The sequence below is a fragment of the Streptomyces sp. CB00455 genome, from assembly GCF_001905445.1.
In the GTDB taxonomy this organism is placed as follows: domain Bacteria; phylum Actinomycetota; class Actinomycetes; order Streptomycetales; family Streptomycetaceae; genus Streptomyces.
The window spans coordinates 232,640-258,161 of record NZ_LIVQ01000005.1; the positions used below are offsets into that span (position 1 = coordinate 232,640).

General features: G+C 72.9%; 17 protein-coding genes. 5 read left to right on the plus strand and 12 right to left on the minus strand.

Translation table 11 applies throughout. From position 1 onward, the window contains the following. Positions 1 to 5: 5 nt before the first annotated feature. From AMK16_RS21295 to AMK16_RS21315, 5 genes are all read right to left on the minus strand, one after another. Positions 6 to 2,168 (minus strand): bifunctional serine/threonine-protein kinase/ABC transporter substrate-binding protein, encoded by a 2,163-nt coding sequence (locus AMK16_RS21295; RefSeq protein ID WP_073918175.1) that lies wholly within the window; start codon positions 2,166 to 2,168, stop codon positions 6 to 8. Next, positions 2,168 to 3,019, minus strand: coding sequence for a hypothetical protein (locus AMK16_RS21300; RefSeq protein ID WP_073918177.1), 852 nt, complete (start codon positions 3,017 to 3,019; stop codon positions 2,168 to 2,170). Before AMK16_RS21300 ends, AMK16_RS21295 begins: the two co-directional genes overlap by 1 nt. Before the next feature lie 128 nt (positions 3,020 to 3,147). Continuing rightward, entirely contained in the window at positions 3,148 to 5,271 is a 2,124-nt protein-coding gene (locus AMK16_RS21305) for a prolyl oligopeptidase family serine peptidase (RefSeq protein WP_073918179.1), read from the minus strand. A 68-nt stretch (positions 5,272 to 5,339) separates the two neighbouring features. Then, the gene (locus AMK16_RS21310; protein WP_073918180.1) at positions 5,340 to 6,395 is read right to left on the minus strand and encodes an AI-2E family transporter; all 1,056 of its coding nucleotides are present in this window, start codon (positions 6,393 to 6,395) and stop codon (positions 5,340 to 5,342) included. 211 nt (positions 6,396 to 6,606) lie between these two features. Then, on the minus strand, positions 6,607 to 7,785 hold the full coding sequence (locus tag AMK16_RS21315; RefSeq protein ID WP_073918182.1) for a glycoside hydrolase family 20 zincin-like fold domain-containing protein: 1,179 nt from the start codon (positions 7,783 to 7,785) through the stop codon (positions 6,607 to 6,609). Positions 7,786 to 8,108: 323 nt separating this feature from the next. Between AMK16_RS21315 and fabV the strand changes: the two genes are divergently transcribed. Further along, complete coding sequence (gene fabV, locus AMK16_RS21320; RefSeq protein WP_073918184.1) at positions 8,109 to 9,323, plus strand: enoyl-[acyl-carrier-protein] reductase FabV; 1,215 nt, start codon at positions 8,109 to 8,111, stop codon at positions 9,321 to 9,323. On the opposite strand, the gene AMK16_RS21325 is transcribed toward fabV, so the two are convergent. Beyond that, the gene (locus AMK16_RS21325) at positions 9,320 to 10,282 is read right to left on the minus strand and encodes an aldo/keto reductase (protein ID WP_242438828.1); all 963 of its coding nucleotides are present in this window, start codon (positions 10,280 to 10,282) and stop codon (positions 9,320 to 9,322) included. The two genes, fabV and AMK16_RS21325, sit on opposite strands and share 4 nt — an antisense overlap. A 129-nt stretch (positions 10,283 to 10,411) precedes the next feature. Here AMK16_RS21325 and AMK16_RS21330 point away from each other — a divergent pair, with 129 nt between their 5' ends. Continuing rightward, on the plus strand, positions 10,412 to 11,335 hold the full coding sequence (locus AMK16_RS21330; RefSeq protein ID WP_073918186.1) for an endonuclease/exonuclease/phosphatase family protein: 924 nt from the start codon (positions 10,412 to 10,414) through the stop codon (positions 11,333 to 11,335). A gap of 17 nt (positions 11,336 to 11,352) precedes the next feature. Here the strand turns inward: AMK16_RS21330 and AMK16_RS21335 are convergent, their stop codons facing one another. From AMK16_RS21335 to AMK16_RS21355, 5 genes are all read right to left on the minus strand, one after another. Next, complete coding sequence (locus AMK16_RS21335; protein WP_073918188.1) at positions 11,353 to 12,906, minus strand: hypothetical protein; 1,554 nt, start codon at positions 12,904 to 12,906, stop codon at positions 11,353 to 11,355. Between the two features lie 68 nt (positions 12,907 to 12,974). Then, positions 12,975 to 14,516 (minus strand): hypothetical protein, encoded by a 1,542-nt coding sequence (locus AMK16_RS21340; RefSeq protein WP_073918190.1) that lies wholly within the window; start codon positions 14,514 to 14,516, stop codon positions 12,975 to 12,977. Then, complete coding sequence (locus AMK16_RS21345) at positions 14,509 to 18,255, minus strand: bifunctional glycosyltransferase/CDP-glycerol:glycerophosphate glycerophosphotransferase (protein ID WP_079191639.1); 3,747 nt, start codon at positions 18,253 to 18,255, stop codon at positions 14,509 to 14,511. The genes AMK16_RS21340 and AMK16_RS21345 overlap by 8 nt, the downstream gene beginning before the upstream one ends. Positions 18,256 to 18,606: 351 nt before the next feature. After that, positions 18,607 to 19,764, minus strand: coding sequence for a hypothetical protein (locus AMK16_RS21350; protein ID WP_079191640.1), 1,158 nt, complete (start codon positions 19,762 to 19,764; stop codon positions 18,607 to 18,609). A 585-nt stretch (positions 19,765 to 20,349) separates the two neighbouring features. Beyond that, entirely contained in the window at positions 20,350 to 21,843 is a 1,494-nt protein-coding gene (locus AMK16_RS21355) for an alpha/beta hydrolase family protein (RefSeq protein WP_073918192.1), read from the minus strand. Positions 21,844 to 22,214: 371 nt separating this feature from the next. Between AMK16_RS21355 and AMK16_RS21360 the strand changes: the two genes are divergently transcribed. The 3 genes from AMK16_RS21360 (at position 22,215) to AMK16_RS21370 (ending at position 24,733) form a co-directional block, all read left to right on the plus strand. Then, positions 22,215 to 23,504, plus strand: a complete 1,290-nt coding sequence (locus AMK16_RS21360) for a sensor histidine kinase (protein WP_242438829.1) — start codon at positions 22,215 to 22,217, stop codon at positions 23,502 to 23,504. Further along, complete coding sequence (locus tag AMK16_RS21365) at positions 23,501 to 24,163, plus strand: response regulator (protein WP_073918194.1); 663 nt, start codon at positions 23,501 to 23,503, stop codon at positions 24,161 to 24,163. The genes AMK16_RS21360 and AMK16_RS21365 overlap by 4 nt, the downstream gene beginning before the upstream one ends. A 117-nt stretch (positions 24,164 to 24,280) precedes the next feature. After that, positions 24,281 to 24,733 (plus strand): hypothetical protein, encoded by a 453-nt coding sequence (locus AMK16_RS21370; protein WP_242438830.1) that lies wholly within the window; start codon positions 24,281 to 24,283, stop codon positions 24,731 to 24,733. A gap of 216 nt (positions 24,734 to 24,949) precedes the next feature. On the opposite strand, the gene AMK16_RS21375 is transcribed toward AMK16_RS21370, so the two are convergent. Next, the gene (locus tag AMK16_RS21375; RefSeq protein ID WP_073918198.1) at positions 24,950 to 25,441 is read right to left on the minus strand and encodes a hypothetical protein; all 492 of its coding nucleotides are present in this window, start codon (positions 25,439 to 25,441) and stop codon (positions 24,950 to 24,952) included. Positions 25,442 to 25,522: the final 81 nt, after the last annotated feature.

Sequence of the window (25,522 nt, forward strand, 5' to 3'; positions counted from 1 at the left end):
GGCCGCTACCCCGAGGCGGGACGCAGGGACAGCCCGAGGTGGCGGAGCCGGCCGCCCTCCACCTGGTGGTGGTGGTAGACGTTCCCCGTCACCTGCCGGTGCTCGTCGAAGGCGTACTCCCTCGTCAGGCCCTTGAAGGTGCCCTTGCCGAGGGCCGCGAGCAGATCGGCGCGGGCCGGGCGGCCTCCGCCCCGCGCGGCGGTCACCAGCCGGTCGATGACGAGGCCGGCCGCGTCGTAGGCCTCCGCGGTCCACACGTCGGGGGGCGCGCCGTACTGCGCCCGGTGGGCGCGGGCGACGTCCGCCACCTCGGGAGCGTCCGGTCCCGTGTACGGGGCGACGCACTGCCATCCCTCGGCCGCCGGACCGGCGGCGGTGAGGAACTCCGCCCCCACGAGGGTGTAGTCGAGCGCCCGGGGCCCCTTGAAACCGGCGGCGGACAGCAGCCCGGCGGTCTTGGCGGCGCGCGCCGGGGTGCCGGTGTAGAAAAAGGCGTCGATGCCGTGGGCGAGCACGTCCGTGACGACGGCGGCGAGCTCCTCCACGCCGGGCGGTACGACGCGTGAGTAGAGCGTGGCATCGGGTGCGAACAGGGTCAGGGTCCGGCTCAGGTGCAGGACCGCCTGCCAGCCCTCGATGTCCCCCGCGCGGTCGCAGAGGACCCCGAGGCGGCGTACGCCCTGACGGCCGGCCAGTTCGAGGTTGACGACGGAACCCTGGCCGAGGGACAGGGCGCTGGTCTGGAAGAGGCTGCGCCGGTCGGCGACGCCGAAGCTGGTCGCCAGGGCCGAGACCGTGAGCAGGGCCAGGCCCGCCTCCCCGTACACGTCCAGGCAGGGGCTGACGGAGGCGTTGCCCGTCGGGCCGATCACGGCGAGCACGTCGCGGTTCGCGGTCAGACCGGTGGCGGCGGCCGCCGAGCGGTCGGCGCTCCCGGCGTCGTCGGCGGTGGCGACGGTGAGTGTGAAGGGTTTGTCGGCGCGGGAGTTGAAGGCGGCGGCCGCGAGCCGCACACCGCGCTCCTGGGCCTGTCCGATGGCCTTTTGCGGGCCGGAGAGGTCGGCGTGTACGCCGATCACCCACTGCCGGTCGGCCGGTGGGGCGGGGGTCTTGCCGCCGCCGTCCTCGCGCAGCGCCGACCAGGCGGCCAGGCCGCCGCCGGCCGCGAGCAGGGTGCCGCCGGCGGCGAAGGCCAGGAACCGCCTTCGGGTCGGTGCCGGCCGGCCCTTGCCCGGAGCGGGCGCGGCATCGGGATCGGCGACGGTTTCGTCGATGCCGGGCAGCGCGAGCAGCTCGGCGGCGCGCTCGGCGATGGTGGCGACGACCGCGTCGGGCAGCCAGTCGGTGCCCTCCTGCGGGGTGTCCTCGGTCAGTGCCGCGCCGAGCTCGCGCGCGGTGGGGCGGCTGTCGGGGTGCTTGGCGAGGCAGGTGCGCAGCAGAGCGGCGAGTTCGGGGTCGGCGAGGACTTCGGGGCCGAGGTCGGGCTCGTCGTGGACGGTGCGGTAGAGCACGGCGTCGACGGGCCCGGCGCCGAAGGGCAGTCTGCCGGTGGCGGCGTAGGCGAGGAGGCAGCCGAGCGAGAAGACGTCGCCGGCCGGTTCTGCGGGGCGGCCCTCGGCCTGTTCGGGCGGCAGGAAGCCGGGGGTGCCGAGGATCGCTTCTGCGGAGGTCAGGGCGGTGTGCTCGCCGCCGCGGGCGATCCCGAAGTCGATGAGGCGGGGCCGGTCCATGCCGAGCAGGACGTTCCCGGGCTTGACGTCGCGGTGTACGAGGCCCTGCTCGTGCATCACCGCAAGGGCTTGGGCCAGGGCCTTGCCGAGGACGCGTACGGCGCGCGGCGGCAGCGGCCCGTGGGCCGCGACGGCCTCGCCGAGGGAGGGGCCGGGGACGAATGCGGTGGCCAGCCACGGTTCGGCGGCGTCCGGGTCGGCGCCGGTGACCTGGACGGCCCAGGGGCTGTCGACCTGGGCGGCGATGCCGGCTTCGCGGCGGAAACGTGCCCGGAAGTCGGCCTCGTCGGCGTACTCGGTGCGGATCACCTTCACGGCGGCGAGGGCCCCGTCGTCGGTGCGGCCGAGGTAGACGACGCCCATGCCGCCCGCGCCGAGCCGCCCGAGGAGGCGGTGGGCGGCGATCCGGGAGGGGTCCGACGGGTGGAGTCGCTCCATCAGCCCGCCGCCTTCGCGAGGACCTGCCTGGCGTTCGCCATGAGGCGGCTGGTGCCCTGGACGAGGAGGGCCTTGAGCGTATCGTCCGGGAAGCCCGCCGCGCCCTTGCCCGCGGCGGCCATGGTGACCGGCCCGAACTGCCCCTGGGACCAGATGTAGGAGTAGGGGCCGCCGCCCGTCCGGCTGACGTATTGGCCGGCCTCGGTGAAGGCGTCCTCGGTCCAGCCGTTCCCCTGCTCACCGAAGTGGAAGGCGCCGCCCCACAGGCCCTTGATGTCCTCGCCCTCGCGCAGTTCCTGATCGGGGCAGCGCAGGACTTCCTCCATGGCGCGGGCGGTCTCCCAGCCGGATTCCGTGCGGTTGCGGTGCACGGTCACGGTGACGTTGATCTGCACGCGGCCGTGGCCGTTCCCGGCCGGGATCTGGAAGTAGCGGGTGCTGGTGGCGAGGACGTCGGGGGGCAGGCCCTCCGTCTGCCAGACGCAGTCCTGGTCGAGGACCGGCCAGCGGCGGGGGTCGCTCTCGAAGGGCGTGGCGCGCTCGACCTCGGGTCCGAAGGCCTGCTGGGCGATCACGATGCGGCCGAGCAGGTCGCGGGCCTCGTCCCTCGTCCGGGGCTGCTTGGTCTCGTCCAGTTCGGGCACGAGCGGCGCGGCGGACGGGCTCGGCGCGGCCGGCGCGGCGGCGGCGGCCGTACCGGAGGCAGCGGCGCTCGCTCCGCCCTTCGCCGCCCGGGCGGCCCCGCCCCCGCCCCCGCCCCCGCCCCCGGCACCCGAGCATCCGGCGAGTACGAGAAGGCCCGCCGCCACACAGCCGCACGTGCGCAGTGCGGAGCCTCGTCTGTCTGTCATGTGTCCCCCCACGGACGGATGGTACCGCCCCATCCCCGCCGCAACTGGCTTATCGCGAAGCCTGGTTGACTACGGATGAGGCGGTCGGCGGCAGTGGGCGGTCTGCGTGGCGCGCGGGCGCCGGGACGTCACTTCGCCGGGGTCAGGTGTTCCCACAGGAAGGTGTGGACGAGGGCTTCGTTGAAGGCTGTCTGCCCGTGGTCGGTGGCGCCGGCGTGACCGCCGCCGAGGTGCTCGTGGAAGAGGACGGGGTGGCCCGACTCGCGCAGCCGGGCGGCCATCTTGCGGGCGTGGCCGGGGTGGACGCGGTCGTCCCGGGTCGAGGTGAGCAGGAGCAGGGGCGGGTACGGGGGCCCGTCGGCCCGGATCTGGTGGTAGGGGCTGATCCGCTCCAGGTGGGGCCGGTCGGCCGGGTCGTCCGGGTTCCCGTACTCGGCGGTCCAGCTGGCGCCCGCGAGGAGCCGGTGGAAGCGGAGCATGTCCAGCAGCGGCACATGGGCGACGACGGCGCCGAACAGCTCCGGGTGGCGGGTGAGCATCGCGCCCATCAGGAGGCCGCCGTTGCTGCCGCCCTCGATGCCCAGCTGGGCGGCGGTGGTGATGCCCCTGGCGGTGAGATCGCGGGCGACGGCGGCGAAGTCCTCGAAGGCACGGACGCGGTTCGCGCCGAGGGCCGCCCGGTGCCAGCGCGGCCCGTACTCGTGGCCGCCCCGGATGCCGGCGACGACGTGGGTGCCGCCGCGGGCGAGCCAGGCCCGGCCGGTGACCGCGCTGTAGTAGGGGACCTGGGAGACCTCGAAGCCGCCGTACCCGTAGAGCAGGGTGGGCCCGGGACCGGGCCGGTCCTCGGGACCGATGACGAAGTACGGCACCCGGGTGCCGTCTTCGGAGGTGGCGAAGTGCTGCCGAACGACGAGGCCGGTGGTGTCGAAGAGGGCCGGGCCCTGCTTGAGGCTCTCGCTGTCCGCGCCGTCCACGCCGTCCGAGCTGTCCGCGGTGCCCCGGTAGAGGGTGGAGGGCTGGAGGTAGCCGGAGACGTTCAGGAAGTACTCGTCGCCGGAGTCCGGATCGGTGCCGGTGACGGAGGCCGTGGAGAGCGGCGGTACGCCCGCCAGCGGGGCGCGGCGCCAGCCGCGCGCGCCCGCCTCCGTAGCGGTGCCCGCAGCGCTCCCCGCGGCCGCGCCCGCCTCGGTGCCCGGGCCCGGGCCCGGGCCCGGGGTGAGGATCTCCATCCGGGAGGACACGTCCGCCCGGGTGGTGAGGATGAGGTGGTTGCGGGTCCAGTTCCAGTCGGCGAGCGCGGTGCGCTCGTCCGGGGTGAACAGCACCGCCGCCTCGCGCCCGCCCGCCCGGAAGGCGTCGAAGTCGAAGGCGAGCAGGCTGCCCGCTTCGTGGCCCAGCCACGGGGACTTGGGGGCGACGACCAGCCACTGGCGGTGGACGGAGGCCGAGGCGTCGTCCGGCACCTCGATCTTCAGCGGCGGGGCGTCGGACCCGGGCTCCGGAAGGAGGAACAGCTCCTGCCTCCAGAAGTCGATCTGCCGGTGCACGAAGTCCCGTTCGAATCCGGGCGTGTCGTCGTGCCATCCCGAGGCGGACAGGTCGGTGGGCAGGCCCTGGTACACCGTTTCCGCCTCCGCCAGGGGCGTGCCGCGCCGCCAGCGGCGCACCTGGAGCGGATAGCCCGACTCCGACATCGTGCCCGGGCCGAAGTCCGTCCCGATCCAGATACGGTCGCGGTCGATCCAGCCGACCCTGGTCTTGGCCTCGGCCACCTCGAAGCCGTCCGCGACGAACCGCAGGGTGCGCAGGTCGAACTCGCGCACCACGCAGGCGTCCGCCCCGTCCCTCGACAGCATGACCAGGGCGTGCCGGTGGTCGGGGGCCAGCACGGCGCTGCCCGCCCAGGCCCACTTCTCCCCCTCCGCCTCGGCGAGCGCGTCGAGGTCGAGGACCGGCTCCCAGGCGGGGCGGTCCTTGCGGTACTCCTCCAGGGTGGTGCGGCGCCACAGCCCGCGGACGTGGCCGGCGTCCTGCCAGAAGTTGTAGAGGTGGCGGCCGCGCCGCACGACGTAGGGGATGCGGCCGTCGTCGTCGAGGACCTCGCGGACGGCTCTTTCGAGCACCTTGAACGCGGGCGCCGCGGCCAGCGCGGCAACGGTCTCGTCGTTGCGCTCGCGCACCCAGCCGAGTGCGGCCTCGCCGGTGACGTCTTCGAGCCAGAGGTAGGGGTCCGGGTCTTCATCGCTCATCCGCCGATTGTGCAGGACGCAGAGCACGGGGGCGGGGCGCGGGACGGGGCGGGCGGGGCGGGGCGCGCTCAGGGCTCGTCGGCCGTCCCAGCGCGGGCCTCGCGCAGTGCCGAGTGGACCGACCAGGCCACCGACACCATGGGGACGGCGACGACCGCGCCCACCACGCCGGCGGCGATGGCGCCCGCGATCACGGAGATGGCGACCACCAGGGGGTGCAGGCGCACCGCCCAGCTCATCACCAGCGGGTGCAGCAGGTGCCCCTCGATCTGGCCGATGACCACGATCAGCAGGACCACCAGTCCCGCGATGAGCGGTCCCTTCGCCGCCAGGGCGACCACCGCGGCGACCGCCAGCGCGACCGGCGAGCCGACGAGGGGGACGAAGGCCGCGAAGAACTCCAGCAGCGCCAGCGGCACCGCCAGCGGGACCCCCAGGAAGTACAGGGCCACCCCGACGAGCACGGCGTTCGTCGCCGCGACGAGCACGATCCCGTGGGTGTAGCCGGTGAAGGTGCGCCAGGCCGCCTGCCCGGCGACCGACACGTGGGCGCGGGCCGAGGCGGGCAGCTGCTCGCAGAACCAGGACCACTGCCGGTTGCCGCCGTGCAGGAAGAACACGGAGGAGAAGACGGCCAGGGCCAGGACGGTGAGGACCTCCACGACGCGGCCCGCCCCGCTGAGCGCGGTGTCGAGCAGGGTCGAGCGGTGGGTCGACAGGTAGTCGCCGACGCGGTCCTGGAAGCCCGACAGCGCCCGGGGGTTCAGCCGCAGGGGCGGCCGCTCCAGCCACTCCTCGATGCTGGCGAGCCCCTGGCGGAACTCGCGCACCAGGGTGGTGCTCTCCCCTGCCACCGCCTCGCCGACGAGGGCGAGCACACCCAGCAGCAGCGCCGTGCTGCCGATCAGGCAGACGGCGACGGCCAGGGAGCGGGGCACCACGCGCGCCAGCTGCCGGGTGGGGCTGGAGAGCAGCGCCGTGATGACCAGGCCGAGGAAGAGCGCCACGGCGATCTCGTGGAAGCGGCCCAGCACCATGAAGACGACGTAGACGGCGGCGCCGACGACCAGCAGGCGCCAGGCGTACGAAGCGGCGGTACGCAGGGAGGCTGAGACCGGCGGCATGAGCCATGGGTGCCACCCCCGGGCCCCGAAGGCACGCTCCGGGTCCCGGATTCGCCCGTCCGGGGCGGATAAACCCGTTGCCGGGACGGCCGCGGGCACGGACGATGCTCGCGGGTGCCTTTGCCTGCGCTCCGCGGGCGGTCACGGGGTCGTGGCGCCGCCGCGCGGGGCGGCTGTCACGGGGTCGTGGCGCCGCCGGGCGGGGCGCCTGTCACGGGGTCGTGGCGCCGCCGTGCGGGGGTCCGGCGGCAGGGGCCCGGAGCGGGGCGGGCCAGGGGACCTCGGGGCTGCGGGGGTAGCGCACGCCCAGGGCGTCCAGCCGGGGTCCCTGTGCAGCGAGCCGTTGACGGTAGCCGGCCCAGTCCAGCGCCCCGGCGGGCGACCAGCCGAGTTCGGCGGTGCCGAGGACCTGCGGGAAGGCCGAGGTGAAGCCTCGGCCGCCCGGCGAGGGCGACGGCGCCGCCTCCACGCCCAGGACCGCCTGTCGCGGCACCCCGGGGAGGTAGGCGCCAGGGTCGCCTGTGTACGCGCGCCGGACGGACGCCCCCCGGTCGGCCGGCGCGAGGATGACCCGCGCGCCGGCCCGGACGGCCCGCGCGAGCTCCGCCTCCTCCGCCGCGCCGTGCTCCGCGTAGATGATCACACCGGCCGGGACCTGGCCCTGCGGGACCACCTCCATGTAGCGCCCGCGCGCGTACCGGAGCAGTTCGGCCTGGTCGGCCCGGCTCCAGGAACCCCCGGCGAGGTGCGTGCGCAGCACGTTGATCTTGTAGAGGGCGAGCTGGTCGACGTACCGCTTCACCCCGGCGAGGGTGACGTGCGCACCGCCCACGTCGACCGTCGCGCCCCGGTGGGCGAACCGCGGCGTGTCCGTGACCGTGCCGCCCGCCACCGTCCACGGACCGCCGCTCTCCACGGGCAGCAGCTGACGCAGGGTCTGGGTGCCGCGGAACAGGCCGGCGGGCCGGTGGGCGGTGAGCAGGATGCCGTCCTCGTCGCACTGGAGCCGGTAGCCCTCCTCGCCGAAGCCTCCCGCGTACGGGTCCAGGCGCAGGCGGATGCCGTCGGTGCCCGCCCCCGTGTCGGTCGCCCGGACCGGGAGCGGCAGTCGCGCGTCCGCCCGCCAGCCGGCGGCGAGCCGTTCCCCGATGGCGCGGACCTCCGAGGAGCCGGCCGCCGTACGGATGACCGTGCGGCCGCCGAGGGTGTAGCCCGGGCCGCCCGGGGCGGCGGCGGCCGGGGCGGGGATGATCCGCTGGTAGGGGGGCGGCAGCGTCCACCGGGCGCCCGCGGCCGGGTCCAGGAGGCGGGCGGCGGGCCCGGAGGAGACCGCGACGGCCGCACAGAGCAGCAGGCCGCCGAGCGCGCCGCATGCGACGGGAAGCTTCATCGGATCAGGAATAGGCCCTGTCCGGCCCGTTTCGACGGCATGAGCAGCCGGAGCGGGGCGAGCCCATCCGAAAGGCGGTGGCGACGCGGCGGACAGGGGGCCGGCGGGGTGAAGCACCGGGCGCACCGCACCCCGGTGGATCCACGGCCGTCCGCCGCAGTGCGGGCTGCCCTGCCGCGACAGTGGGAACCCTCCAAGCACGGCCGGAGATCGTTGTGACGCGTCAAGATCACCATGCCCGTCGCCGCGGCCGCAGACTTGCGGGACGGGTGGCCGGAGCGGCCACCGCGTCCTTGTCCGTCACGACACCAGGGGCCCACACCGTGAGCGAACGCGTCATCGCGCCCAAGAGCCGGGGCTTCCTGTTCCTCGACTCCCATCCCGGCGGCTGCCGACGGCTGGTGGAGGACATGTGGCAGGCCGTCCCCGCCCCGGTGAGCATCCGGGGGGACGGTCCGGTGGCCCTGGTCATCGGCTCGTCCGCCGGGTACGGCCTGGCCGCCACGATCGCGGGCCTGGCCCGTGCCGGTATCCGCGGCATCGGCGTGTGCTTCGAGAAGGCGCCCGCGCGGCGCACCGGCACGGCCGGCTGGTACCGCACCGCCGTCACCGCCCGCCTCGCCCGGGAGCACGGGCGGGACATGGTCTTCGTCAACGGCGATGCGTTCGGCGACGCGGTGAAGGAGCAGGTCGCCGACCTGCTCACCGAGCGGTTCGGGGGACGGCTCGACTTCCTGGTCTACTCGGTGGCCGCGCCCCGCCGCACCGATCCGGACACCGGCGAGGTGTACGCCTCGGTCCTCAGGCCGATCGGCTCGCCCCACACCACCAAGACACTCCTCTTCGACGAGCACGGCGCCCCGGAGGTCAAGGAGGTCACCACCGCGCCGGCCGAGGGCGACGACATCGAGCAGACCGTGGCCGTGATGGGCGGGACCGACTGGGAACGGTGGATCACGTTCCTGGCCGGCCGGTCCCTGCTGGCCGACGGCTTCACCACCGCCGCCCTGTCCTACATCGGCTCGCCGCTCACCGCCGCGATCTACCGGCAGGGCACCATCGGCGTCGCGAAGTCCCATCTGGAAGCCACCGCGCGCACGTTGGACGAACGCCTGGGCAAGACCCTGGGCGGCCGGGCCCTGACCTCCGTCAACGCCGCCGCCGTCACCCAGTCCTCCACCGCCATCCCCGGCATCGCCCTGTACGCCGGGCTGCTGCGCGGCGTCCTCGGCGGCGCCATGGTGGCCCCGATCGGCCAGCTGGTGGATCTGTGGGACCGGCTGACCGGCGCCCGCCCCCTCGGCCTCGACGACGAGGGCCGGGTCCGCCTCGACGCCTGGGAACTGGATCCCGCCGTGCAGAGCGCCGTCGCCGACCGCTGGAACGCCGCCACCGGCGACAGCATCGGTGAACTCGCCGACCTCGACTGGTTCCGCGACGAAGTCCACCGCCTCTACGGCTTCTGCGTCCCCGGCGTCGACTACACCACCGCCACCGAAACCGACGTCCCCTGGCCCGGCCGGCACGACACCCCTTAGGGCAGCGGGACACCCCTGGCCGTGACCCAGAGCTCGTACCACTCCTCGTGCGTGAGGTCGGGATCGCGGAGCGCCGCGTCCCGGCAGGCGCGGATCCGCTCGGGGCGGGCGGAGCCGATGACCGGTGCGATCCGGGCGGGGTGCCGGGCGAGCCACCACAGCAGTACCGACTCCGGCGTCGTGTCCTTCTCGCGGGCGAGCCGGGTCAGGAGCTCCGCGGTGGCCGACTCGGCGGGCGTCTGCTGGCGGCCGGTGAAACGGCCCTGCGCCAGCGCTCCCCAGGCCTGGAGGCGGATGCCGTGGTCGTGGCAGTGCTCCAGTGTCCCGAAAGGGAAGCCGTTGTCGGCGAGAGCGGGGGTGTTGAGCAGGACCCCGGCCTCGACCCAGTCCCGGCTGTGCAGGCTCATCTCCAGCTGGTTCGCCACCAGCGGGACGTCGAGGCGCGCCTGGAGGTGGGCGATCTGCGCCGCCCCCATGTTGGACACGCCGAAGTGCCGTACGAGTCCCTGCCGGTGCAGCGACATCAGCGCCGAGGCGACCGAGTCGGCGTCCGCCAGGGGGTCGGGGCGGTGCAGGAGCAGCACGTCGATCACGTCGGTGCGCAGCCGGGCCAGGCTCTCCTCGACCCGTCGCGTGATGCTGTGTCCGCGCAGGTCGTACAGGCCGGGGCGGTCCCCGGCGGCCGGCCGGATCCCGCACTTGGTCTGGATCGTGACGCGTTCGCGCAGGCCCGGCGTGCGCGCGAGCACTTCGCCGAAGACGGCTTCGGCCTTCCCGCGCCGGTAGATGTCGGCGTGGTCGAAGGCCGTGATCCCGCTGTCGAGGGCCGCGCCGATCGCGGCCTCGGCGGCATCGATGTCGCCGGGCCCGTACGCATCGCGATCCCAGCTCCCGCCCAGCCCCATGCACCCGTACAGCACCCGGTCACTGTTCACGGCCGCAGCCTCGTTCGTCACCACGCACCCCAGCGTAGGGGGTGCCCCGAACCGGCCCGGTCGCGGACCCGGTCGGCGGGCTCTCGGCGCCTCCGCAGGGGTTGTGGCCGACCCGGTGCACGGTCTGACCGGCTCGTATTCAATGATGTCGGGATGCAGAAAGACACGGAGCCCGCAAGACGGGTGCGCTCGCGCCGGATCGGCCGTATCGCGGCGACCCTCGGTCTGCTGGCCACGGCGGCGTGCACGTCCGCGCATCCCGGCCCGGCGCAGCCCCCGGCGTCGTCCGGGAGCAAGCCGCCCTCGGTCTCCGTCGCCACGTGGAACATGTGCGGGGTCGAGCAGTGGGGGTGCGAGGACAAGGGAAGCCCGAACGACAAGTTCCAGCAGTTGCGGGCGCTCGCCGAGGGGCGGGGCGTGCACGTGATGCTCCTGCAGGAGGTGTGCTCGGACGACCTGCGGTCCGCGGCGCGGCGCCTGGGCACAGACTGGGACTTCGAGTTCGAGCCGTATGTCGACGTGGACGCGGTGGGCCGCAGCACCCCCGTGAGCTGTACCGGGGAGGGCAGGGGTCAGGCCGGCTCCGGCCTGCTGGCGTCCTCCGCCTTCGCCGAGGTGAAGGCCGTGCAGCCGCAACAGCCGACGGTGGGGCTGCACCGGCGGTTCCTGTGCGCCCTGGTGCCCGCGGAGGGCATACGGGCGTGCAGCGCGCACGTCGCCCTGCGGGGTACCGATACGGCGCATCCCGAATGGGACTTCCGGGACGATCAGCTCCGCTCCCTCTTCGATGCCGCCGCGCAGGACGACCGGACGGTGTTCGGGGGTGACTTCAACTCGCCGCCGCCGGTGGACGGAAGCACGACGGTGTGGCTCTGGCCGCAGGAGGCGTACACCACGTTCCGCGAATGCGATCAGAAGGGCGACTCCCGGGCGGGACGGCGCACCCACGAGGACGGGTCGAAGATCGACTACCTCTTCACGAAGCTGCACCGCACCGGCTGTCAGGTGGTGGACACGAAGGCGTCCGATCACCGCCCCGTCGTCATGCGGGTGGACCGCCCCGCCGTCGCCCCGTAGGCGTCGGTCCCCGGGGCTCAGTACCCGGCGCCGCGGTGGCCGCCGTGGGCGGGAACGGTGTAGGTGTTCATCCCGCTGACGGGGACCACGGTGAACGGCACCGCGCTCCACGCCGACGCGTTGCCCGCCGCGCCCACGGCCACGGCCTCGACGTAGTGCTCGCCCTGGGGCCAGGCCCACGGCGACTCCCACACCCAGCCGCCGTCGGCCGCCACCCCGCACGAGCCGAGCAGGCCGCCGCGCTCGTGGAAGTCGACCCGCACGGCGCCCGGGGCGAAGCCCGCGAAACGCGGCACGGGGCCCGCCACCTGCTGGTGCGGCGCCGGGAACGACACCGACAGCTGCACGGGTGGCGCCGGCTGTACGGGCATCGGGCCGGGGACCGGGATCGGGCCGGGGGCAGGGGCAGGGGGGCGGGCAGGGTTCGGTGCGGGGGCCTGCGCGTGATCGGTGGCCACGAACACCGCCTCGCTGCGCGGCGAATCGCAGTCGTTGGCGTCCACGGCGAAGAGGCGCACCACGTGCCGGCCCCTGGACCACGGCGTGTCGCGCTTCCACTCCCAGCTGCCGTCCGGCGCGACGTCGGGCGTGGCGAGGAACTTTCCGTTCTCCCACAGGCTCACCCGCACGGCGCCCGGCGCCGTGCCCGTGAACCGCACCTGGTTTCCGGGGATCCGCTCGTTCACACCCGGCGTCAGGACGACGGGCGCCGCACACTCGGCTACCCCCGCCCGCGCGGTCTGCGCCAGGAAGGCGTCGATCGCCGCCGTGTCACGGCCGGGCTGTTCGTACCCGTACCGCACCGCCCCGATCCGCGGGGCCAGGCCGGCGACGAGCAGGTGCAGCAGGCCGACCATGGCGGGGATGTTGCGAGTGGTCACCTTGTCGTGGCCGGATATCAGGGGGGAGTCGTTGAAGACGAAGTTGAAGTTCTGGTATCCGCGCAACAGTGCGAGGAACGGCTCCACCTGGATCCCGAACTGCCGGTCCTGCGGCGAGGAGATGAGGTAGACGTGGGCCGCGGGGTTCGGGCCGCCGCGCACCAGGTCCGGCAGGACGGAGTCGAGGACGTGCACCTTCTCCTGCGTCACCTCGCCCATCATGGCACGGGCAGCGTCCGGCATGCTCGCGGCGGCGAACGTCCCGATGCGGAACTGGGGCACGCTGCTGACGATGTTGCGGTAGCCGTACTTCAGCCCGAACCACAGTGCGGCGGTGCCGCCCTTGGAGCTGCCGAACATGGTGCAGTCGTCGGGGGTCAGCGCGAGCGACGTCATCACGCGGGCGATGAGCCCGGCGACGGACCGCTCCACGGAGAAGTCCATGCCCTTGCACAGGTAGTAGCTGTTGGCGCCGTCGAAGAGGTCCCGGATCCACAGGACGTTCGCCTGCACGTCGTCGAGGATGCCGCCGCCCATGCCGTACTCATCCGGCGCGTTCAGGTTGGCGAAGACGACGACCAGGTGCCGGTTGCCGTTCGGCGCGTGCGAGAACCGGTACTCGACCGGTACGGGGCCCGACGAGTCCTTGCCCGTGATGATGCGGCGCGTCTTGTCGGCCGGCTGGGACATGCAGGAAATCCGTTCTTCTCGCGCCCTGGGCTTCTCGCGCCCCGGGCGCGGGGTCGTGGCGGGGGTGGTCAGTGCCTCGCGTCGTGGAAGCCGCCGTGTGCGGGAACGGTGTACGTGTTCACCACGCTGAACGGCACCGCGCTCCAGGTCGAGGCGTTGCCCACCGCATCGACCGCCACGACCTCGACGACGTGCTCGCCCTCGGGCCAGGCCCAGCCCGACTCCCACACCCAGCTGCCGTCGGCCATCACCGCGCACGAGCCGAGCACTGCGCCGCGCTCGTGGAAGTCGACCCGCACGGCGCCCGGGGCGAAGCCCATGAACCGCGGTACGGGGCCCGCCACCTGCTGGTGCGGCACCGGGGCCGACACCGACAGCAACAGCGCCGGCGACACCTGCTGCACCTGCGAAACCTGTGGCACCTGTTGCAGCTGCTGGGCCGGAGCCCGGACCGGCCCCGCGGCGGGCCCCGGGGCCGGCGCGTGATCGGCGGCCACGAAGGCCACCTCGCTGCGCCGCGAGTGGTAGTTGTGCACGTCCACGGCGAAGAGCCGCACCACGTGCCGGCCCTTCGACCAGGGCTCGTCCCGCTCCCACACCCAGCTGCCGTCGGGCGCGACCGGCGGAGAGGCCAGGAACTTGCCGTTCTCCCACAGGCTGACGCGTACCGCGCCGGGCGCCGATCCCCTGAAACGCACCAGGTTCCCTGGCAGGTGCTCGCCCGCCGCGGGCGACACGACGACCGGCGGCGGGAACTCCGCGCCCCGTACCTGCGCGGTCTCCGCGAGGAAGGAGTCGATGACCGAGGTGTCCCGGCCCGGCTGCTCGTGCCCGTAGCGCACCGCGCCGATCCGCGGTGCCAGACCCTCCACGAGCAGGTTCAACAGCCCCATGACGGCCGGCGCGTTGTGCGCCGTGACGCTCCCGTGGCCGCGGACGAGAGGAGAGTCGTTGAAGAGGAAGTTGAAGTTCTCGTGCCCCCGGAACAGCGCCAGCACGGGTTCCACGTGCCGGGTGAACTGCTCGTCCTGGGGCGAGGAGATCAGGTAGATGTTGGCCGAGCGGCCAGCCCCGCCGCGCACCAGGTCGGGAAGGACGGAGTCGAGGACGCGCACCTTCTCCTCGGTGACCTCCCCCATCACGGCCCGGGCGGCGCCCGGGTCGCCCTCCCGCAGGTGCGAGCCGATGAGGAACTGGGGCACGGTGCTCACGATGTTGCGGAAACCGTACTTCAGGCCGAAGTGCAGGGCCGCGCTGCCGCCGTTGGAGCTGCCGATGGCGGTGCAGGCGTCGGGCGTCAGCGACAGGGCGGTCATGACGCGGGCGATGAGGCCGGCGACGGACTGTTCCAGGGAGAAGTCCATGCCCTTGCACAGCGAGTAGCCGTAGGCGCCGTCGAAGGAGTCGCGGATCCACAGGACGTTCGCCCGGAGCCTGCCGAGCACCCCGTTGGACATGCCGAAGCCCTTGGGGGCGCCGGCGCCCGCGAAGACGACGACCAGGTGCCGGTTGCCGTTTCGCGCGTGCGAGAAACGGTATTCGACGGGTACCACGCCCGAGGTGTCGACGCCGCTGAAGACGCGGCGCGGGTTCTTGGATGCGTCAGACATGCTCGGAATCCATTCTTCTCGCCGGCTGCCGCGGCATCTGCCCCAGGGTGCCGCCGTTCCAGGGGCCCGCCTGCCCGGGTACGGGGCCCCCGGCCGCGCCGACCGCCGGCGCCTGGGCCTGCGCCGGGTCGAGGTCCCCGCCCGCGATCAGGATGCGGTCGGTCAGCCGGGCGGCCGCGAAACCGTCGTCGAGGTCGCAGAACTCCTGCTGGAACCAGCGGTAGCGGGCGGCGTAGCCCTGCTGAATCCGGTCGATGTTGCGGATCGCCCCGATCAGCTCCGGGGAGCTGTAGAGGAGCGGCCCCGGGGCGGACTGCTCGAAGTCGAAGTAGAAGCCGCGCAGGGTGTCTCGGTAGTGGTCGAGGTCGTACGTGAAGAAGAGGATCGGCCGCCCGGTGTTGACGAAGTCGAACATCAGGGAGGAGTAGTCCGTGATCATCACGTCGGTGATGAGCGAGAGGTCCGCCATGTCCGGGTAGTCGGACACGTCGAAGACGAAGCCGTCCCCCGCGCCGGGCACCGGGTCGACGACGTTGGGGTGGCGCCGGACCAGCAGGACGTGGTCGTGGGCCAGCTGCGCCTTGGCGTCTTCCAGGTCGATGCGGAAGTCGAGCTTGTACTTGCCCGGCGCGTAGAACTGGTCGTCACGCCAGGTCGGCGCGTACATGACCACGCGCTTGCCGGGCGGCAGCCCGATGCGGCGGCGCACTTCGGCCGCCCGGCCGGCGTCCGCACGGCGCAGGATGTCGTTGCGCGGGTAGCCGCTCTCGACCATCTCGCCGGCGAAGCCGAAGGCGCGCTTGAGGATCGGGGTGCTGAAGCTGTTCGGGGACACCAGCATGTCCCAGTTCAGCACCTCCTTCTCCACGCGCTCGAGGTAGCGCTTGTCCGCGAAGTGCACGGCTTCGATGTCGTGCCCGATCTTCTTGAGCGGGGTGCCGTGCCAGGTCTGCACGACGACCTGGCCGTCGCGCTTCTGGAACCAGTCGGGCAGGTGGTTGTTGGCGACGACGTAGCGCGCCCTGGCCATGGCCTCGTACCAGTCCGGGGACCACATGCGGACGGGACGGGCGGTCGGGGGAACGGCCACCTGGTCGTCGCGCACCACCCACAGGTGCTCCAGGTCCACGCCGCGGCGGACCATCTCCTCGTGCAGCGCGCGCGGGCTGTCGGAGTACTGGGTCCCCTTGAAGGCGTCGAAGAGCACCGCGTGGCGCAGCGGCTTGCGGCGGGCGTCCGGATAGGCCTTGGTGCGCATCAGCTTCTGGCGGTACGGGCCGCGCGCCTCGTCCGGCATGGCCGAGTGGACGAGCAGGGAGAGGCGGTCGTACGCCTCCGCCTGGAGTTCGTAGCGGCGCTCGTTGCTGGTCATCTCGCTGGGGAAGGCCGGGATGAGTTCCTGGGTCATCTTGACCATGAGGTCGTTGGACCGGTTCTCCGGTGTGACCGCGGAGGGGTCCTGGCGGCGCAGGAAGAAGTCCCAGCGGCCCGCGGCCAGCGGGATGTCTCCGGCCAGCGTGCGCATGCCGGCGGGAGAGATGACGAAGCGGAACTCCTGGCCGTACCAGGTGATGGGGACGACGCGCTCCGCGCCGTGGGCGCGGGAGCGCACGACGATGTGCGCCGCGGCGAATTCGGAGCTGCTGAGCATGTCCTCCGCCGCGTAGCCGACGACCACCTCCAGCGAACCGTCCGGGCGCCAGGTGACCGACTTGGCCAGGGGCAGGGTGTCGCGCTCGAACAGCACCACGTATCCGGAGCCGTTGCGGTGGATGAAGACCTCTCGGTCCGCGGCGCGGTTCTGCAGTTCCTCGGGCAGGCGGTAGTGGCCGTCGCCGGTGCCCTCCGCCATGACGGGGTAGATGGCCGCCTTGCGGCCCTCGACGTGGAAGGTGGTCTTCCAGCCGTTGCTGCCCGTGTTCCAGGTCTGCGGGACGCCCTCCGCGGAGTTGGTGCGGTGGCCGGGGACGAGCGCCTTGACCGGAATGCGCGTCACGAAGGTGTACCACCCCTCGCCGCCCGGCTTGAAGTGGACCCACGCGTCGTGCCGGCCGGCGCCGCCCATGCTGGTGACCCGGAACTTGCCCCACTCGGGGAGTTTGGGTCCGAGGTAGACCCCGCCCAGTTCCAGCTGGTCACCGACGATGCGGTGGCGGGTGATGCGGCAACGGACCGTCTCCACGCGGAGCTTGAGCTTGCCCTGGAGGAAGAGCGGCACCACGCGGGTGTTCTTGTCGACGTACTGGTAGGGCGGGTTGGCGGCGGTGCCGGCGCCGCCCCGGCCGATCCCCTTGTAGCGGAACAGTCCGCGGCTCAGCACGCCCGCCGCGACGTCCCAGGTGCCTTCGACCCACTGGCCCTTGCGCTTGAGCCGCGCCGGGTCGAAACGGACCTGGAAGCCGGACCAGTCGTAGCAGTAGCGGTTCTGACCCGAGTGCTCCGTGGCCTGCGGGTAGTAGGTGGTCTTCGCCTTGGCGACGACGACCCGCCCCTGCTTCTTGTTCCGCACGGCGATGGCCTTCATCGACATGTGCCGCTTGTGCACGTTGATGAAGCGGACGTACGCGGAGCCCTCCAGGGTCAGGTGCCCGGTATCGTCCCACTGCGCGCGGGTCAGCGACCCGTGCAGCGACAGTTCCTTGTCCAGCCGGTAGGCGCTCTTGTCGAGGCCGATGGACTTGTCCCCGAGGTAGGGGTAGTTGAGGTAGCGGTGCAGGCGGCGCTGGACGGGCATGGGGCCGCCCTTGCGCTCGAACTCCACGACGTCGAGCAGCTCTTTCAGGCGGCCCTCGCGCACCAGCAGCCATTTGACGCGGGCATCGGCGGGAAGCTCGTCGATGATGTCCTCGTCGGCCTCGTCCAGGAATTCGTTCGCCCACCGCATGAAGGCGTCCTGGTATTCCGCGTCGGCGTCGGGGAGCACCTTCAGGTGCAGCATCAGGTCCGACCTCAGGCAGGCGAGGTCGTACTTGCGCTTGTGGTCGCTGTAGGACTTGGCGCGGTGGCCGGCGAGGAACCGGCTGACCGACTGCACCGCGGCGACCCGGTCCTGGAGGTTGCTGAATTCGGTGTGCCGCTGGGTGATGGAGGGCGCGGCGCCGCCTTCACGCCGTCGCCAGAAATAGACGATGTCGGTGAGTATGTCCACCTTGTTCGCACGGAAATGGGCGAACATGTTGACCCAGGAGTCCTCATACATGACTCCCTCGGGGAACGCGATGTAGTGGTAGTCCCAGAAGGAACGCCGGAACACCTTGTTCCACACCGTGCGGTCGTAAATGAGCTCGGGGACCTTGGTGATGTGGGTGCCGCGCTTGCTGCGCTGCATGGGGGCCTTGTGCAGGGGGGACTGCCACCGCTTGGTGGAGTTCATCATCTGCACGTTGCCCGAGACGAAGTCGGAGCCGGAGGCTTCCAGGGTCTGCACGAGCAGCTCGTAGGCGTACTCGGGTATGACGTCGTCGCCGTCGACGAACGCGAGGAACTCGGCCTGGGGGTGCGCTGCGCGTATGCCGGCGTTGCGCGCGTGACCCGGCCCCATGGACTCCTGGCGCATCAGCCGGAAGCGGGGGTCCCGGCGGGCGAAGTCCGCGGCGATCGCGGTCGAGGAGTCCGTCGAGCCGTCGTCGACCATGATCACTTCTAGGTCACGGAACGTCTGCCTGGCTATCGATTCCAGGCATTCTTCGAGATAGATCTCGACATCCTGGAAGGGAACGATGACACTCAGGCGGGGCATACCTGCCACTCAGAAAACTCCTCGGCTGTCACTCTTCTTCCGGTGCGCGCCGACCCGCCGCGACACGGGGTCGGATCCGCCCCTGACCCTGACCACCGCCGCCCCCAGCCTCGTCGCCCGCCCCACCTTGATCCGCACAGTTATGCGACCCTCACAGGGCCCGTGCAGCCTAGGCCAATCGGTTAACGCCGAGCAAGTGTCCACAAACGCGCCGACGCCCCCATGGTTCGCGTTCGCTAACACGCAACCGGGCCCGGAGGGCGGGAACGACGCCAACTCCCCAGTTGAACAGGGGAAGGCGCGGGAATGAATTGTTTACCGCGGTCGGGCCGGATCACCCGGTGACAAAGCTCACCCCACGCAACGCCAGCTGCCGAAGGCGAGCCCTTCGGCAGTGGGATCCCTGCGTACGACGCACAGCCCGCCGTCCGTGTCGATCATCGCGATCGTGACGCGGCCCCGGGCGTCGAGGGCGATGGCCGGCAGCCCCGCGCACCGGTCCCCCACCGGCGCCCACCAGGCCCCGTACTGTTCGCCCTCCGTGGGGTAGGCCGCGATCTCGGGGTGGCCCCCGGCGCCCCGCTGGAGCAGGACCGTGCAGTCGTAACCGTTGACGGGTGCGCGGACGACCCCCACGGGTCCGACGCCGCCCGCGCCGCCCATGGACACGAACCCGCTCTTCGTCACCGCGCCGACGCCCTGCGGCCGGCAGGCGACCACGCCACCGTCCACGGGATCGCGCCAGAAGTGGGTGAGGGTCCCCGGGCTCGTCTCGCAGGAGCTGTAGGTCTCCTCGACGGCATCGGCCTCCATCCGCCCCAGCCAGCCGAAGCCGCTCCCCCCGGGCTTTTCCTGGCCCATCTGCACGGCACCGCCGCGGAAGGGCGCGAGGAAACCGACCCGGCCCTGCGGGAGCCCGAGCGGCACGACCGCGCCGCGCACCCACCGGAGCTGGTGGTCGCTCCAGTCGCCCCACGCCCCGTCGGCGCGCTGGGAGCGGGCGCGGACGCCGACTCCGAAGCGGGTGACGAAGTAGTGGAGGGAGCCCGCCGCGTCGGCGAGGACGACGGGGGCGCCCGGGGCGGGGGCCGACTCGTCGCCGGCCGGGAACGGGTTGCCCACGGCGCGCCATCCGCTGAGCGGCCGGCCGCTCTGGTACTGGGCGGCGAGGATGAAGTCGCGGCCGTCCGGGGCGCCGTCCCGCCGGCGGCCCGCGGCGAACCAGACGAAGCCGTTGTGGTCCTGCGCCAGGGTGTAGCGGCCGGTCCAGCCCTCCACGGGGAACAGGTCGGGCCCGTGCCAGACGTCGGAGCCGGGCGCCGACTCGGTCCAGCGCACCAGGCCCTCGGCGCAGCTCGCGTAGGCGGTCAGCCGGCCGTCGCGCCCCAGCCGGAGCCAGCCCGCGGGGGCGTGCCCGGCGTCGGCCGCCGCGGCTATCGCGGAGCCTTGGACCGCGGTCGCTCCGGAGGTGGCACCTCGGACCGTTTCCGCACGTCCGCGTCGCGCCATGACCTGCCCACTCCTGTCCGCGCTCGTCCATTTTGTCCGATCCGGCCCGCCGGGCCGTGGGACAATTTACGGCAGCGCGACGAACGGTCGGTGCCAGGGTCATGTGTTCATGACAGCCCCGGCATCCGTGCAACCTAGCCTGATCGGGCCCCCTTCACCACCGCCGGGCTGGGGCGCGGACGAAACGTTTCAGCGGGCCGGGCGGGGCGAGCCCGGACGGACCGGGCGGGGCCCTTGCCGATACGGGCGGCGAGCCCTGCCCATGCGGGTGAGCTGCATCTGCCGATGCGGGTGAGCTGCATCTGTTCCACTCCCTGCCCGGGACGAGGCCGAGCGGGCGTCCGGTGCCGCGGACCGCGACGGGCATCCGCCGGCCCCGATGCTGATGCTGGTGTTGAAGTCCTCTCAGCGCAGGGGGTGTTCCCCGGCACGCTGCCGCCGCACCGGGCGGTCAAGACCGCGAAGAACCACCGGGGCCAGGTGCGGCAGCGGGTGGGCCCGGTCCACGACCGGGCCCAGGGCCGCCGCACCGCCGAGGCATCGGTCCGCAGGGAAGCCGCGGCGGCAAGCGGATCACGACGGAGATCAGGAAGGCGAAGGAGGCGGCTGGCGGAAGCCGAGGTCGCCATAGGCCGACAGAACGCCGGCCAGGTCACCGGGTGCGTGCCGCAGGGTGGCGTCCAGGAAGGCGAGAGTGGTTGCGGCGACCACGTGCGGGCTTTCGGTGCGGCCCAGGGAGCCGACTACCGAGGGCACGGGCGGCAGGTACAGGGGGCCGTCCATGAAGGTGAGGTGTGCGGCGCCGGGGATGGTGAGCCGGTAGCTCGTCGCGGTGCTGCGCCCCAGGGCCTCGGTCAGGCGGGGCATGTAGTGCGGGTCGGTTCCGGAGGTGACGGCCTGGGTGAGGGCGAGCGTCGGCTGGTGGAGGGAGGGGGAGGCGGGGCCGTGGGGGTAGCCGTCCAGATCGATGACGGCGCCGAACCGGTGGTCCTGGCGGGCTGCCTGCAGAGCGGCGGCGCCACCCATGGAGTGGCCGGTCACCGCGACCCGGCCGGTGTCCAGGCGTCCGGTCAGCGGTCCGGTTATCTCACCTCGGTCCAGGTGTTCCAGCCGGGTGAGGACGAAGCCGAGGTCGGCGGCCCGGACAGCCGTCCAGTGGGCGGCCAGCTCGCCGTCCTTGTCCCGGTCTCCGGTGGAGGCGGTCTCGGCGTGAACCGTTCGGCCGTCGGCGAGGACGACGACGGCGGAGTCGTACGGGTGGTCGAGGGCGGCGACCACATAGCCGTGGCTGGCCAGTTCCTCCGCCCAGGCGGTGTTCTGGGTACGCACTCCGCCCGACCCGGGAGAGAACAGCACGACCGGGAACCGTTCGCCCCCACCGGCCACCGGAGCGTCGAAGACCGCATGGGTGTGGGCGCGCGGGACGCCGTCGAACAGGAAGCCGGGCAAGCCCACTTCGCCGGCGAGGGCATCGGAAACGGTGCGCGCCTCCTGCTCCGTGCGTCCGAGGTACTGGGCCCGCCGCGCGCCTGCGGAGCCCTTCTGCGCGGGGTACCAGAGCTGGACCACGACCGTGCGCAGGTCGTTCGGATCGGCGGTGAAGCTCTCGGGGCGGCGTGGGTCGGTCCACTGCACCACGCCGGTGCCGACCGCGAAACGGCCCGACGGCTCGGGGAACACGGGTACGGGAAAGGCCCATGCGGCCACCGGACCCGTGGCGATCAGGCCGGCGCAGACCACCGACCCCGGCAGCGCCAGCCACCATCGGGCCCGCCACGCCGGGCGGCCGGTACGGCGTCGCAGCAGGGGAGAGAGGGCGAACGGCAACGCGACGGCAGCGCCTGCCAGTACCGGCAGCACCTGCCAGCGGATCCCCACCACACTCAGCACGATCGCGGACAGCACGAGGACCGCCCCCGCCGCGATCGTGACGCGTGGGCGGGCAGTGGGGGGAAGCCAGCGCGCCCCCACCAGCGCGACGGCACCCGACAAGGCAAGGAATTCCGGAGGGGACATGTACAGCCCCGCGATGATCTCGGTCACCCGGCCATCCTCAGGGCGGGGCGCGCGATGCCACATCGGCCCCCGGTCGCCACCGCGTGCGAACCGCAGTCGCAATCCGAGGCATGTCCCCCGTGCGACCGCAGTCGCATCCGGGCATCCCGCCGGTGCCACCGGAGTCGCAATCGAGCGCGCCGGGTGAACAGACGCTTTGCGACCGCGGAAGGTGCCGGGACTCCTCCTGCGGTCGTACGCCGGCGCGGCGCCATCAGCCGGTGGTCTCATGTGCCGAGCGGGCCCGCGGCCTACCGTGACAGGGCCGCGGTACGCCGTGGAGCGCGGGGTGCGGGGTGCGGGGTGCGGGCTGCTCGTACCGACCCGGCTCCGGCTGTACGCGGTGGCGGTCCCGGCCCGGGGCCGCCATGAAGCCGAATCGGCAGGAACGTGTGATGACCGAGGCGGCCGCAGAGCCCGGCAACGCCCACCCGGTGCGCCACCGGGACCGCGTGCGACGGACGAGGACAGCCGTACGGCTGACGAGGTACGCCGACCTGGCCTCCTCGCGAGGGGCGCGACTGGTGCGAGCCGCCCGGCGCTGGGGCCTGCGGCTGCCGCCCACGGTGTGGGACTCGCTGTTGCCGGCGCTGCTCCTGCTCAACATCGTGACCACGCGCCCGCCGCGAGAGCTCCCGGTTGCCGTCACCCTCAGCGCCGCCCTCGCGCTGCCGCTGGTGTGGCGGCGCCGGGCCCCGCTCACGGTGTTCGGGGCCGTGGCAGCCGCGGCCTTCGTCCAGTGGCTGATGGACGTCCAGCTGCCGGCGGACATCGCCTTGCTGGTGGCCCTCTACACGGCGGCCGCGAACGCGGGCCGGCGCGCCGCGCTCCTCGCCGGTGCCGTCGTGGAGGGCGGGGCCCTGCTGGCCTGCCTGCGCTGGGCGACGGAAGGCGCGTTCCTGACCCCCTTCGTCGCGGTGACCGCGATGGTCGTCGCCGCCGCCGTCCTCGGTGTGAATGTGCGGACCACGCGGGCCTACCTCGCGGCCCTGGAGGAGCGGGCCGCACGCCTGGAGCAACAACAGGACCAGCAGGCGCGACTGGCCGTCGCCGAGGAGAGGACGCGCATCACCCGGGAGATGCACGACATCGTCACCCACAACCTGTCCGTGATGGTCGCGCTCACCGACGCCGCCGTCTACGCACAGCGCCGGTCGCCCGACAAGGCCACCACCGCGATGCTCCAGATCTCCGAGACGGGCCGGCAGGCCCTGACCGACATGCGGCGCTCGCTCGGCATCCTGCGGACCGGCGAACCGGACGCGGAGCGCCACCCGTTGCCCGGCATCGCGCAAGTGGAGAGTCTCGCCGACCAGATGTGCGCCGCCGGGCTGGCGACCCGCGTCGAGGTCCGGGGCGGCCACACCCACATACCCGCCACCGCACAACTGACCGTCTACCGCCTGGTACAGGAAGCCTTGACCAACACCCTCAAGCACACGCCCGCCGGCACACACGCGGAGGTCCGCATACAGTGCGCAGCCGAGACCGTCACGGTGGACGTCACCGACAACGGCCCCTGCCCGCCGCTGCCCGGCGCCACACCATCCGGCCACGGCATCCCCGGCATGCGCGAGCGCTCGGCCGTCTACGGGGGGAAGTTGCGGGCCGGACCGCTTCCGGGCGGCGGCTGGGGAGTCCACACCCGCCTCTTCCTCGGCAGCGGCGAAGGGGCCTGCGCATGACGATCCGCATCCTGATCGCCGACGACGAAGCGCTGCTCCGCATGGCCTTCGGCACGGTCCTGGAGGCCCAGCCCGACATGGCGCCGGTCGGCGAAGCCGCGGACGGCGTCCAGGCCATACGCCTCGCCCGGGAGTTGCGCCCCGACGTCGTCCTCATGGACGTCCGGATGCCCGGGACCGACGGGATCGAGGCGACCCGGCAGGTCGTCCGGATCTCCCCGCAGAGCCGAGTGCTGATCCTCACCACCTTCGACCTGGATGAATACGCCTTCGCCGGACTCAACGCCGGAGCCTCGGGCTTCCTGCCGAAAAACACCAGGCCCGAGGAACTGCTCACCGCGATACGCAGCGTGGCCGCGGGCGACGCGGTGGTCTCCCCACGGATCACCCGCCGCCTGCTGGACAACCTCCGCCCGCACATCCCCGGCGGCCGCAGCGCCGAGCGCGACGAGCGGCTGAGCCGGCTCAGCGCCCGTGAGCGCGAGGTGCTCATCCAGGTGGGCTGCGGCCTGTCCAACGCCGAGATCGCAGCCGGCCTGCACCTCGCGGAGGCGACCGTGAAGTCCCATCTGGGGCGGATCCTGCAAAAGCTCGAACTCCGCGACCGGATACAGGCCGTGGTCTTCGCCTACGAAAGCCGCCTGATCCACCCGGCATGACGCCGCCGCCGGATCCGATCGAGGAAGATGGGACGCAGAACGCAACGATCCACAGCCGGAACGGAACCCATGACGGTCTTCCACTGCTCCAGGTGCGGCAACGCACTCACACCGGACTTGACAGCGCTGCCCACCGTTCCTGCCGTCCCCGGCATCGACGTTGCCCGGCCCGAAGGTGCACGCCAGGCCCCGCCTACGGTTCCCCAGGGCTACTACGCAATCGAACCCGAGCCGTGGGGAGCACCGTTCGTCCCGCAGGAAGATCAGGACAACCCCGTACCGTCCCAGCCCCGCGGGCTCCTCAGGGCCACCCTCGACGGCTTCGTCATCTCGGCCGGCGCCCGCGACACGATCGTTCTTCACCCCGACGACGGCTCCGTCCTGCAGCCTCTGCCCTGCTGGGAGAACAGCACTGGATGCTGCGGCCCGGACGGAACCGAAGGACCGAACCGAGCCTGCCCCTGCGGAGCCCGCATCGCCACGCTCGCCGCGGATTGCTCCGGACCCTGGGAACTCCACCTCGACCCGGTCCGGACCTACGCATTCACCCCGCCGGATGCGCACCGCTGACATCGCAGCGCCGGCACTCCTGCCACTGCCGCCCGTGCTTCTGCATGGAGCGAGATGCCGCCCGTAAGGGACGAGCGGTCCCGGCCGCCCGCGCCGGACGGTGGCGGGGAGGGGCCGACCGGCGGCCGGGGGCCGGGGCGGCGGACGGAAGTCGTCCGCCGCCCGGACGGCTGCCCGTGCACGACCGGCCGGCACGGTTGCCCGCCGCGGGAAGCGCTACGAGGGGCGGCCGGCGACCGGACGCGGGACGCGGAGCGGCATGGCCTCGGGGTACGTCGCCTTCTCGGCCCGGACGACCGCCTCGATCTCCGCCCTGAACTCCGGGTCGAAGAGGTCCACGGCCAGCAGCAGTCGCAGCCCGCGCAGGGTCGGTTCGAGCAGCGGGCGGCCCATGCGGGAGCCGCCGCCCGCCAGCCCCGCGAAACCCTTCCGGGCGGCCACCGCCCGGCCGCCGACGCGCTCGTCGAGACCGGCGGTCGTGTATCCGGTGATCAGAGCGAGTTCGGCGAGGAGCCTGCGGGCCCCGAGGACCATCTCCTCCGCGCCCTGGAGGGTCTGCACGGAGCCGCCCGCCACCGTGAAGTCGTCGCCCGTGCGCCTCGGGCCGCGTGCCTCGTACACGGCGAGGGCCTCTTCGAAGAGCAGGCCCGCCTCGTCGACCGCCTTCATCGCCGCCACCAGCTGGTCGATGTCGATCTCGCGCTCCACGCTGCCTCCTGGTCCGGAACTGTGCTGCACAGACCGTAGGAGGCAAAGCCGCCGCTGAGGAACACCCTTGCGGAAGGGTGA

Excerpts from the sequence above, each read along its gene's own strand:
- AMK16_RS21295 (WP_073918175.1), bottom strand. The coding sequence starts at position 2,168 with ATGGAGCGACTCCACCCGTCGGACCCCTCCCGGATCGCCGCCCACCGC.
- AMK16_RS21300 (WP_073918177.1), bottom strand. The coding sequence starts at position 3,019 with ATGACAGACAGACGAGGCTCCGCACTGCGCACGTGCGGCTGTGTGGCG.
- AMK16_RS21305 (WP_073918179.1), bottom strand. The coding sequence starts at position 5,271 with ATGAGCGATGAAGACCCGGACCCCTACCTCTGGCTCGAAGACGTCACC.
- AMK16_RS21310 (WP_073918180.1), bottom strand. The coding sequence starts at position 6,395 with ATGCCGCCGGTCTCAGCCTCCCTGCGTACCGCCGCTTCGTACGCCTGG.
- AMK16_RS21315 (WP_073918182.1), bottom strand. The coding sequence starts at position 7,785 with ATGAAGCTTCCCGTCGCATGCGGCGCGCTCGGCGGCCTGCTGCTCTGT.
- AMK16_RS21330 (WP_073918186.1), top strand. The coding sequence starts at position 10,412 with ATGCAGAAAGACACGGAGCCCGCAAGACGGGTGCGCTCGCGCCGGATC.
- AMK16_RS21335 (WP_073918188.1), bottom strand. The coding sequence starts at position 12,906 with ATGTCCCAGCCGGCCGACAAGACGCGCCGCATCATCACGGGCAAGGAC.
- AMK16_RS21340 (WP_073918190.1), bottom strand. The coding sequence starts at position 14,516 with ATGTCTGACGCATCCAAGAACCCGCGCCGCGTCTTCAGCGGCGTCGAC.
- AMK16_RS21345 (WP_079191639.1), bottom strand. The coding sequence starts at position 18,255 with ATGCCCCGCCTGAGTGTCATCGTTCCCTTCCAGGATGTCGAGATCTAT.
- AMK16_RS21350 (WP_079191640.1), bottom strand. The coding sequence starts at position 19,764 with ATGGCGCGACGCGGACGTGCGGAAACGGTCCGAGGTGCCACCTCCGGA.
- AMK16_RS21355 (WP_073918192.1), bottom strand. The coding sequence starts at position 21,843 with ATGTGGCATCGCGCGCCCCGCCCTGAGGATGGCCGGGTGACCGAGATC.
- AMK16_RS21360 (WP_242438829.1), top strand. The coding sequence starts at position 22,215 with ATGACCGAGGCGGCCGCAGAGCCCGGCAACGCCCACCCGGTGCGCCAC.
- AMK16_RS21365 (WP_073918194.1), top strand. The coding sequence starts at position 23,501 with ATGACGATCCGCATCCTGATCGCCGACGACGAAGCGCTGCTCCGCATG.